Source organism: Pseudomonas sp. NBRC 111138, assembly GCF_001320835.1.
Classification (GTDB): domain Bacteria; phylum Pseudomonadota; class Gammaproteobacteria; order Pseudomonadales; family Pseudomonadaceae; genus Aquipseudomonas; species Aquipseudomonas paracarnis.
On record NZ_BCBO01000025.1, the window covers coordinates 20744 to 30141 of the forward strand.

Sequence of the window (9398 nt, forward strand, 5' to 3'; positions counted from 1 at the left end):
TCAGGCATTGCAGCAGCGTTAGACAATCCGGTCAGAGCCCTGAAAATCAGGGGCTGACTCACGCGCATTCATATCTCAATACGAGATAGAAACGCAGGTCGTGAATACGATCAGACTATTTGGATCTACGCCCACTGGCCGGAAACAACCCTCTGATCACCCCAAGAAACGCAGCAAACAAATTGATTGAAGTCGCCGTAGTGATGGCAATCACTACATTGTCCGAGAACGGCGCTTTACCCGAGTAATACGTCGACCACCCATTCCAAACCAAAAGAACCGCCCAGAAGATCACACCGCAGGCGGCAAACCAGAATGCACGTCCCGCATACTTCTTGCGCAGTTGCCGTTCGGCCTTCTGGTCTTTTAGGTTCTGGTTTCTTTCATCGTCGGTGCCTATGGCTTGCTCGCCACCGGCTTGGGTGTCCTGGTCAGGCCCTGCCGCGGGGGGCAGGGTGAGTTCCAGGTTGTCGAGTTCTTCACTCACGGATGCGGCTCTTTGGGTGAATGAGTATTGCCATGTCTTCCCAGTCGATGGCGGAACCGTCGGCACCCTTGAGGGCCCAGGCTGTGCCGTCCTCGTGGGACAGGTTGGACAGTTGGGTGCCGGACCATTTGCCGTATTTGTTAATGATCCGGTCAATCAAACGATGGGTGTAGGTATCGCTCTCAGGAACCCTCGGTGTCACGAAGACAATGTCTTCGGCGTCGGGCTTCAGGTTGCTGAGCAGCGCGGTCACCGGGCGATTACCGTAGGATTTCAACTCATGGTAAAGCGACGGGATGACCGGGCCATATTGCCAGCGGGCGAAGTGGTCATCCATCAGGGGCTGGTCCCGTTCGCGCAAATGCCAGGACTGTGTATAGAACAGCAGTTTCTGCAGCTTCATCGGGGTCAGGCCCGAAACCTTGCCTTCCTTCGCGCGTTCAATGAAGGCGTTAGCAACAGCTAGCGCTGAATAAGCCATGAGCACCTCCGTCGTTGCTGGCTACGTTGTCAAAGAGTTTTATACATAGGCCTTGAGTTGTCGACATGCAAGGTGTTGATCGGCAGCAATACCAAGCTGGCAGAATAGTAGAATGCCGATAACTGGGTGTATATACAGTATTTTGATTCGAATTAATTGAAAGTCGGATGTTTAATGCATAAATATGCAAATTAGCATTTGCCAACCTCAGAAACTCCCGTCACTATCCGCGTTATGCAAAAACGCAACGTTTCTATCGTCTTAAGAGAACTGCTGGATCGCGACCGGATCTCCCCCACGGAGCTCCATCGGCGCACCGGCGTGCCTCAATCCACACTGTCCCGGATCCTCAGCGGCAAGATCGTTGATCCGTCGGATAAACACATCTCGCGCATCGCCGAGTATTTTCGCGTAAGTACTGATTACCTGCGCGGGCGCGCAGCAGTGGGCGTTGTGCGCGACGATGGGCGCGACCCGATGCATTCGGAACTCAAGGACATAAGCCTGTGGGACGACGACACCCCCGTTAATGATGACGAGGTGTCGATCCCCTTTCTGCGCGAGGTTGAATTGGCTGCTGGATCAGGAAGATTCGTCATCGAGGAAAGCGAGAAGGCCAGCCTGCGGTTCGGCAAGCGCAGCCTGCGGCATAATGGTGTGCAGTTCGACCAGGCCAAATGCGTGACGGTACGTGGCAACAGTATGTTGCCGGTATTGCGCGACGGCGCCACGGTAGGGGTGAATGCCGGCAAGAGCGGCATTGGCGATATCGTGGATGGCGACCTGTATGCCATCAATCACAACGGCCAGTTGCGGGTTAAACAGCTCTACCGCCTGCCTTCCGGTATTCGCCTGCGTAGCTTCAACCGTGATGAACACCCCGATGAGGACTACAGCTTCCAGGATATCCAGGACGAGCAGATCAGCATCCTCGGTCATGTTTTCTGGTGGGGCATGTACGCCCGCTAACCTCCACGCGTAAGAAGAAACCCGCTCATGTGCGGGTTTTTTTTCGTCCATAGAAAACCGGCAAAGCCCAAGCCCGCCAGGCTTCCAATGCATCCGTGCATTCCTATAGCAAAAATAAATGCATTTGTGCATTGACTGTATATGCATACATGCATATTCTTAATCTCAAGCCAGCCAACAAGGCCTGGTGGAGGCGGCAAGGATGCTGCCAAGGAAGACAAGGAAGGCACGCAACATCGGCAAGGACGCCATCGAAGCGATGGCAGGGAGGCCAGGCAACACCGGCAAGGATGCCGACGCTCTTTAGTTTCAACGCTTCAACAACAGGCAGCGATGAACCGGCCTTAACGGTTCAGAGGGTTGGCAACTGACCCGGGTGTGCAGCGTAAAGCACCAAAAGCAGTTATCCGGCAGACAGGGATCGTGGTCGGAAAAACATCGAGGAAAGGACCGTACCGCGCCAGTAGCGCCGAAAGTCCGAGGACATCATTACTGAAAAGCCCGGGCGACCGGGCTTTTTGGAATGCCTACCTACTCAAGCATTTGTAAATGAAATACGGACTATTTATTGCTCAGCCAGGAGGCGTGACATGACAAGTGAACAGCAAGCGTTAGCGGAGATGCCTATCTGGCTGGTCATCGTACTGGCAGTGATCGGCGGTGTATCCGGCGAGATGTGGCGGGCCGACAAGGAGGGCGCCCGCGGTTGGTCGTTGATCCGCCGCCTGGCCCTGCGTTCCGGGGCGTGCATGGTTTGCGGGGTTTCGGCTTTGATGCTGTGCTACGCCGCCGGCATGTCGATCTGGACCGCCGGCGCCATCGGTTGCCTGACCGCCATGGCCGGTGCCGACGTGGCTATCGGCCTTTACGAGCGGTGGGCGGCCAAGCGCATCGGGATCAACCAAGGCTCCCGCCAGGACCCGCAGTAATTGTTGCAAGGACGCTACTAAAATGACGCTTATCGAAAAGCCATCGCAACTGCCCCAGGCCATTGGCGCGGCGCTGCATGCAGCCCTCCCGGGCCTCAAGGTGGGGAGCCACCAGGATTTCCAGGGCGACGCTGAAAAAAACGGCGTAATGGTTACGGTCGAAGGTAATGGCCCTGGCATTCGCTCTCGCGAGGGGCGCAAAGCCCACGTCTTGGCCATTTCACTCAGGGCCATGGTTGCTCCCGGTGCATTGGCGTTCGATGCCTGCGACCTGGCCAGCCAACTGATGGACTTGGTGCTGGATAACCGATGGGACCTGCCCCCGGCACAGTGCGATTTGCCGGCGAATATCGTCGCTGCGCCCGCTTTGCGCACTTCCGTGGAAACGGATTACGACACCTGGACGGTTTCCTTCACGCAAACCCTCTATCTGGGGCCGGCGTTACTCGACGATCCCACAGGCCAACCGCTATTTGCCTGTACCTGGGACGTCTCCAACATCGACGACCCAACCCAATACCAGCCACTGGCGGAGTAGCCCATGTTCGACGCGCTGTTACGCATGCAATTGGGACCGATCGTCGAACGCCTGGCAGAGATGGAGAGCCAGCTCGAAGACCTTTACCGCCGCGCTGAAAGCTTCTGCCGGATCGGCATTTGCCAGCAGGTCGATGCAGCCAGCAACACCTGCAAGGTCAGCCACGGTGATTTGCTGACCCCGGCGATCCGCTTTTTCAACCCCAGTGCCGGTGCACAAACCGAAACCCGCATTCCCACGGTGGGTGAGCAATGCCTGCTGCTCAACTACGGCGGGGGGGAGGGCGGTGTGCAATCCGTGGCCCTGTTCGGCCTTAACAGTGATCGCTTCCCGCCGGTCTCCAGCGTGGCAACGCTGACTCGGCGCCGGCATCAAGATGGCACCCAAAGCGACTATGACGACGCCAGCCACACCTTCAACTGGGTCAACGGCCCGACCAGCTTCAGCGGTTCCCGCGAACAGGTTGACGTCAAAGTCGGCGCCGCCAGCCTGACCCTCAACGCCCAAGGCATCACCCTGCAAGTCGGCGGCACCAGTCTGTTGCTGGATGCCGGCGGCGCGCACTTCAGCGGCCCGGTGGTGGACCATCAAGGACGCGTCATCAGCCCCCGATAAGGACACCCCATGCTTGGAATCGATAGGAACACCGGGGCGGCCGTCGACGACTGGCTGCAATTTGTGCAGCGCGCCACCCGAGCGCTGACCACCCCTGTGGGCACTCGGCAAAAACGCCCGTTGTACGGCTCGCTGATCCCACAGTTGCTCGGCCAGAACCTCGGCGACGACCTGTTGATCCTCGCCCAGAGCCACGCCGCGCAGGCCTTCTACAACACCCACAACGGCATCGGCGACTTCGACCCTCAGGTCATCGTCGCCACTCGCCAGGGCGCCGGCCTGCTGTTGCGGTTTGCCGGCACCTGGAAAAACCGCCAACAATCCTTCGAGGTCGTGACATGAGCATGTTGATCCCCGGCCAGAACCAACTGGCGGAACCGGCCATCATTAAGGTGGATGAGTTCGAACCGTTGCTGGCCGAATTCAAAGCGTTTGTCATCGACTATGTCGCCACCCGCGCTCCGCAAAGCGCAGCCAAACTCCAGGTCAGCCTCGACAACGAGAGCGAACTGCTGACCCTGGCCCTGGAGGCTTTTTGCGTGCGTCTGCAAACCCACGAACGCAAATACAACGCCCGCATCAAGCAGATGCTGGCGTGGTGGGCAACCGGTAGTAACCTGGATGCACGCCTGGCCGATATGGGTCTGGAACGCCAAATGCTCGACCCTGGCGACCCGGCCGCGTTCCCGCCGGTGCCGCCTACTTTGGAAAGCGATGACGACGCTCGCCTGCGTTACTACCTGGCACCCCACGCTCCAGCAGCAGGCTCGCGGATGCAGTATCGCCGTGAAGTGTTCACCCTTGGCGAGCGTCCAGTGGTGAAAGTACAGAGCGCGACGCCGGGTGTGGTCACGGTCACCTACACCTTCGACCCGGACGGCTATGCGGCCCAGATCAAGGACGGCAACGCCCGACGCACCGCACCGGGGGAAGTCATGGTCACCGTGCTTTCCAGGGAGGGTGACGGCACGCCATCTGCCGACTTGCTTGACGGTGTACGTCGACATTTCGCACGGCCGGATGTACGGCCCGAAACCGACCTGGTCAGCGTCCAGGGCGCGCAGATTCAACCCTACAAAATTCGCGTGGTGGCCAAGATCAACGCCGGCCCGGACTCGGGGCTGACCCAAGTGGCGGCGCAGAAACTGCTGCAAGATTACGCAGAGTCCTGCCACCGCCTGGAAGGGCGGGTGGACCCCAGCTGGATCGACTACGCCATCCACAGTGCCGGCGCTGCGCAACTGCAAATCCTCGAACCGCTGGCGCCGATTGTCAGCACCGCGTTCCAGGCCCCGCATTGCACGGGCGTCGAGGTGGAGGTGCGCACGCTATGAGTGAACCCAAAGCGAGTTTGCTGCCCGCCAACAGCTCACCGCTGGAAAAGGCGTTGGACCTGGGCTTCGGCACATTGCTTGAGCGCGTCACCCCGCCGTTTCCGGCACTGATGAACCCGCTGCACACCCCCAGCGAATTCCTGCCTTACCTGGCCGCAGACCGTGGCGTCAGCGAGTGGGATGCCGAGGCCAGCGAGGCGGAGAAACGCCTGACCGTGGCCTTGTCCTGGCAAATCCAGCGCCAGGCCGGCACACCCAAGGCGCTGAGTCATGCGGTGGAGTCATTGGGCTTCACGCCCAATATCAGCGCCTGGTACCAGCAACGTCCGCTGGGCGTGCCTTACACCTTCGACGTGCAGGCGATCATCGGGCGCAGTTGGTCCAGCGGCGACCATAACCGGCTGATCCGGCGTGTCAACGCAGCCAAAAGTGAGCGCGATCAGGCGACGATCACCATCGTGCATGAAACCGAAGGCCAGCTCGCGCTAACGCAAGTGCTCGACGCGCCTTTAAGCGACGGCGAGTTCTACCTGAACGGCGCGTTGCCGGACTTGGCGCTGGTTGCCCGGCTAAACAGTGCCGGGGTTGCCCAGCACTACACCATTAACGATTACGACCTCAGGGCGCAGCCATGACAGATGAAATCACGCGCCTGGTGCGCTTCACCTCCAAAGGTTTGGATGAAGTGCTGCAGGCAAAGAACCAGGGCCTCAAAGGCGAAATCACCCACGTTGGCGCCGGCACCGGCCGCTACAACCCCGACGGCACGGAAGTGGCCTTGCGTGACGAGCGCCAACGGGTGGCCATCGTCGATTACGAAGACCTGGGCGAGCGCCAACTCAGGATGGCCGCGCTGTTTGATGGCGACGGTGAGTATGAGATTGGTGAGTTCGGGTTTTACCTCGCCAGCGGGACGTTGTTGGCGGTGTATTCCGTGGCGGGGAAGTTGCTGACGTATAAAGCAGCGGCGGCGCGGGTGCTGCAGAAGTTTACGCTGGATGTTTCGCCGTTGCCGGCGGATAGCGTTACGGTGGTAGTGGGGTCTGAAAACCTCAATATTTTGCTGGTCGAAGAGCTTGCTTCTCTTTCGGCGGCAAGCGTCGACAACATGGCCCGAGGTGTAGGGGTTCTATTTCGGGTAATGGTTTTGGAAAAGAATGCGACTTAGCGACAGAGCCATTTTACTTGTCACCATGAAGCCGCTCTTTGGGCTTGATTGAAAACTCAGGGGAAATATTAATGGAATACAGGGAGTTCAAACAGTGAGTACTGAACAGCAATTGGCCGCTGTTGTAAGCGCGGCAAATAATTTGACGAACATCGTTACGAGCAAGGTCGATGATATTGATAAGGCGCTTGAAGCTTCGCGTCGAAAATATGAGGCACAGCTTGTAAGCCTGGAGCAGAGGTTGCCTAGGCTGGCGCTTACGCGAAACTTCAATATGACAGCGGATGCCACGGGAACCCTGATTGATGGGTGGGCTGTTCATCAACAGGTAACTGCCACAAAACTGCGGACGGTGACCGCGGCGGCGCAAACTGCGGGGCGGCCTCAGGCGGACGTCGACTTTATGCTTCAGGTACAGGCGGATGTGCGTGAGCAATATCCAGATTTCGACATAAGCTCGACTGGATATTGGCGCACCAGTATTAACGTCTGGCAAATGAAATGGTCGGACAATCAAGGCACCCCGCAGAGCGGCATGTGGCTTGCGTTTCCTTATTCTGTTGACAGCGACAGGGCAAGCGGAGGGACGCCCGTGAGTCTGAATTCGTGTATGACTTTCGGAGCTTTTGTTCGAGTGATTGAGGGCGCTGTTTCAGGTTTTTGGAGTACACAGAGCGAAAAGGGTAAGTGGCGTTGGTGTTCTGAGGTGGTATTGCCGGCCCAGCGTTTTGGGTATTACGCGCATCTTCATCCAATGCGCAACTCCGAGGGTGGAGTTGTTGAAGTAATGCTGGCGGGCGCTTGTACGGGCGTAGTTGCCCACCCCGCTGACTGGGGAACCATGTTGGCTTTGGGTTAAGGAGAATATTGATGAAACCTGAATTTGTACCTGCTGAGCTTCACCCTTTGATCAAGTGGACGCTCATTCGTAAGTCCCGGGACGCCGACCTGGCATCTAGCGACTATGCGGCCATGCCTGATTACCCAATGGCCGACGAAGATCGCTCAGTGTTCGTGGCCTACCGTAAAGCTCTGCGCGACATCCCCGATCAGGGTGCCGACCCGGACGCGGTGGTATGGCCTGAAAAGCCCCGCTTCCTGAAGTAAGCCCCCCACCGCGAAAGCGGTTTTTTCGCCCCCCGAAAGCCCCTCCTGCAGGGGCTTTAACATTTTCCATCCCGGAGATCTCCACCCATGCCCACCCGCCAAACCTACACCGTCCTCATCCCATTCCCCATCGGCAAAGGCCATTGGTCCACCGCTGGCGAGGAACTGGAACTGCTGGACGTCGAAGCATCTGCCCTGCGCACCGCTGGCCGCCTGGAACTGACCAGCGTCCTCAACTCCACCCCCAAGAAGGCTGAATAACCATGGCAGAAGTCCTGAACTTCGAGCACAACGGCATCACTGTGAATGCCACTGAATCCCCCGAGGCCATGGGTGGCCTTGGCGATAACGTCATTGGCCTGGTCGGCACTGCGCCGAATGCCCATGCGTCGATCCCGAAAAACGCGCCGTTTCGCATCAACAGCTTTACCACTCAGGCGTTGCTGGACCCTACCGGCACTGAGTCGGGAACCTTGTTCCAAGCGGTGTACCAGATCCTCAAAGTGGTGAAGGTGCCGGTTTATGTGGTCATCGTCGAGGAAGGCGCCACCCCGGCCGATACGATCAATAATGTGATCGGCGGCAACGACCCGGTCACCGGTCGCAAGCTGGGCCTGGCGGCCCTGAGCAGCGTGCCTGAAGACCTGACCATCATCGGCGCTCCAGGCTTTACCGGCACCAAGGCTGTGGCTGGTGAGTTCGCCTCTTTCGGCAAGCGCATCAAGGCCCGTGTGGTACTGGATGGCAAGGACGCGTCCGTTGCCGACCAAGTGACCTACAGCGGCGAACTGGGCGGGGCCGACCAGGGCTTCGACCGTTGCCTGCTGGTGCACAACATGCCGTCGGTGTACTCCAAGGCCGCGAAGAAGAACGTGTTCCTGTCGCCATCCTCGCTGGCCATCGCCGCATTGGCCAAGGTCAAGCAGTGGGAAAGCCCAGGTAACCAGGTGACCTTCGCCGAGGACGTTTCCCGCGTGGTCGAGTACAACATCCTCGACACCTCCACCGAAGGCGACCTGCTCAACCGCTACGGCGTGAGCTACTACGCTCGCACCATCCTCGGCGGCTTCTCGCTGCTGGGTAACCGCTCCATCACCGGCAAGTTCATCAGCTACGTCGGCCTGGAAGATGCCATCAGCCGCAAGCTGGTCAAGGCCGGCCAGAAAGCCATGGCCAAGAACCTCACCAAGTCCTTCATGGATCAGGAGGTCAAGCGCATCAACGACTGGCTGCAAACCCTGGTGGCCGACGAAACCATTCCCGGCGGCAGCGTGTACCTGCACCCGGAGCTGAACAGCGTCGAGAAGTACAAAAACGGCACCTGGTTCATCGTCATCGACTACGGCCGCTACGCACCGAACGAACACATGGTTTATCAACTCAACGCCCGCGATGAAATCATCGAGCAGTTCCTGGAGGACGTTCTCTAATGTTTACCAACCGAGTCAGACAGGCCATTGCGGCCACCCTTCAAGGCCTGCCGTTGTCCGCAACCGTGGAAGAGTTCACCCCGCCGAAGATCGAGTTCGACATGGAGCCCATGTCCGGCGGGCGCTTTATTGCCGAGGAAATGGCCAAGAGCGGCAAGGTGCTCAATGCCAAGCTGGTGCTGCAAGGTGCCGGCCCGGAAATCATGCTGGCCCTGGGCGTGCGCACGGGCGACGACATCTTGCTGAACGTGCGTGAAGCCGGCCAAGACCAGGACGGCAAGACCTACTTCACCTACCACACCGTGGGCGGCAAGCTCAAATCCCTGGAGGAGGCGAAGCT

15 protein-coding genes are annotated in these 9398 nt (G+C 58.7%); 13 read left to right on the forward strand and 2 right to left on the reverse strand.

From position 1 onward, the window contains the following. Positions 1-115: 115 nt before the first annotated feature. Entirely contained in the window at positions 116-487 is a 372-nt protein-coding gene (locus tag APH41_RS04820; protein ID WP_054897085.1) for a hypothetical protein, read from the reverse strand. Next, on the reverse strand, positions 480-968 hold the full coding sequence (locus tag APH41_RS04825; protein ID WP_054917777.1) for a Panacea domain-containing protein: 489 nt from the start codon (positions 966-968) through the stop codon (positions 480-482). The genes APH41_RS04820 and APH41_RS04825 overlap by 8 nt, the downstream gene beginning before the upstream one ends. 225 nt (positions 969-1193) lie before the next feature. Here APH41_RS04825 and APH41_RS04830 point away from each other — a divergent pair, with 225 nt between their 5' ends. The 13 genes from APH41_RS04830 to APH41_RS04885 all read left to right on the forward strand — a co-directional run. Further along, the gene (locus APH41_RS04830; protein WP_169918753.1) at positions 1194-1937 is read left to right on the forward strand and encodes an XRE family transcriptional regulator; all 744 of its coding nucleotides are present in this window, start codon (positions 1194-1196) and stop codon (positions 1935-1937) included. 590 nt (positions 1938-2527) lie between these two features. Beyond that, positions 2528-2866, forward strand: a complete 339-nt coding sequence (locus tag APH41_RS04835) for a phage holin family protein (RefSeq protein ID WP_034126475.1) — start codon at positions 2528-2530, stop codon at positions 2864-2866. A gap of 22 nt (positions 2867-2888) precedes the next feature. Continuing rightward, on the forward strand, positions 2889-3404 hold the full coding sequence (locus APH41_RS04840; RefSeq protein WP_054917779.1) for a hypothetical protein: 516 nt from the start codon (positions 2889-2891) through the stop codon (positions 3402-3404). 3 nt (positions 3405-3407) lie between these two features. After that, positions 3408-4019, forward strand: coding sequence for a phage baseplate assembly protein V (locus APH41_RS04845; protein ID WP_034126477.1), 612 nt, complete (start codon positions 3408-3410; stop codon positions 4017-4019). Positions 4020-4028: 9 nt separating this feature from the next. Then, entirely contained in the window at positions 4029-4361 is a 333-nt protein-coding gene (locus APH41_RS04850; RefSeq protein ID WP_032893295.1) for a phage baseplate protein, read from the forward strand. Next, a complete protein-coding gene (locus tag APH41_RS04855; protein WP_054917782.1) occupies positions 4358-5353 on the forward strand; it encodes a baseplate J/gp47 family protein in 996 nt (331 codons plus the stop codon). Before APH41_RS04850 ends, APH41_RS04855 begins: the two co-directional genes overlap by 4 nt. Beyond that, the gene (locus tag APH41_RS04860; RefSeq protein WP_054917784.1) at positions 5350-5988 is read left to right on the forward strand and encodes a phage tail protein I; all 639 of its coding nucleotides are present in this window, start codon (positions 5350-5352) and stop codon (positions 5986-5988) included. The genes APH41_RS04855 and APH41_RS04860 overlap by 4 nt, the downstream gene beginning before the upstream one ends. After that, positions 5985-6521, forward strand: coding sequence for a hypothetical protein (locus APH41_RS04865; RefSeq protein WP_054917786.1), 537 nt, complete (start codon positions 5985-5987; stop codon positions 6519-6521). The genes APH41_RS04860 and APH41_RS04865 overlap by 4 nt, the downstream gene beginning before the upstream one ends. A 94-nt stretch (positions 6522-6615) precedes the next feature. Continuing rightward, positions 6616-7380, forward strand: a complete 765-nt coding sequence (locus APH41_RS04870) for a hypothetical protein (protein ID WP_054917788.1) — start codon at positions 6616-6618, stop codon at positions 7378-7380. Between the two features lie 11 nt (positions 7381-7391). Beyond that, positions 7392-7628: a tail fiber assembly protein gene (locus tag APH41_RS04875; protein ID WP_054917790.1), complete on the forward strand. Its 237-nt coding sequence runs from the start codon at positions 7392-7394 to the stop codon at positions 7626-7628. 87 nt (positions 7629-7715) lie between these two features. Next, on the forward strand, positions 7716-7889 hold the full coding sequence (locus APH41_RS29005; protein WP_177333549.1) for a hypothetical protein: 174 nt from the start codon (positions 7716-7718) through the stop codon (positions 7887-7889). 2 nt (positions 7890-7891) lie between these two features. Continuing rightward, a complete protein-coding gene (locus tag APH41_RS04880) occupies positions 7892-9058 on the forward strand; it encodes a hypothetical protein (RefSeq protein WP_054917792.1) in 1167 nt (388 codons plus the stop codon). Further along, positions 9058-9398: phage major tail tube protein (locus APH41_RS04885; protein WP_054917794.1), on the forward strand; the 341-nt coding region annotated here is incomplete at its 3' end. The genes APH41_RS04880 and APH41_RS04885, both read left to right, overlap by 1 nt.

Excerpts from the sequence above, each read along its gene's own strand:
- APH41_RS04825 (WP_054917777.1), bottom strand. The coding sequence starts at position 968 with ATGGCTTATTCAGCGCTAGCTGTTGCTAACGCCTTCATTGAACGCGCG.
- APH41_RS04835 (WP_034126475.1), top strand. The coding sequence starts at position 2,528 with ATGACAAGTGAACAGCAAGCGTTAGCGGAGATGCCTATCTGGCTGGTC.
- APH41_RS04840 (WP_054917779.1), top strand. The coding sequence starts at position 2,889 with ATGACGCTTATCGAAAAGCCATCGCAACTGCCCCAGGCCATTGGCGCG.
- APH41_RS04845 (WP_034126477.1), top strand. The coding sequence starts at position 3,408 with ATGTTCGACGCGCTGTTACGCATGCAATTGGGACCGATCGTCGAACGC.
- APH41_RS04850 (WP_032893295.1), top strand. The coding sequence starts at position 4,029 with ATGCTTGGAATCGATAGGAACACCGGGGCGGCCGTCGACGACTGGCTG.
- APH41_RS04855 (WP_054917782.1), top strand. The coding sequence starts at position 4,358 with ATGAGCATGTTGATCCCCGGCCAGAACCAACTGGCGGAACCGGCCATC.
- APH41_RS04860 (WP_054917784.1), top strand. The coding sequence starts at position 5,350 with ATGAGTGAACCCAAAGCGAGTTTGCTGCCCGCCAACAGCTCACCGCTG.
- APH41_RS04865 (WP_054917786.1), top strand. The coding sequence starts at position 5,985 with ATGACAGATGAAATCACGCGCCTGGTGCGCTTCACCTCCAAAGGTTTG.
- APH41_RS04875 (WP_054917790.1), top strand. The coding sequence starts at position 7,392 with ATGAAACCTGAATTTGTACCTGCTGAGCTTCACCCTTTGATCAAGTGG.
- APH41_RS29005 (WP_177333549.1), top strand. The coding sequence starts at position 7,716 with ATGCCCACCCGCCAAACCTACACCGTCCTCATCCCATTCCCCATCGGC.
- APH41_RS04880 (WP_054917792.1), top strand. The coding sequence starts at position 7,892 with ATGGCAGAAGTCCTGAACTTCGAGCACAACGGCATCACTGTGAATGCC.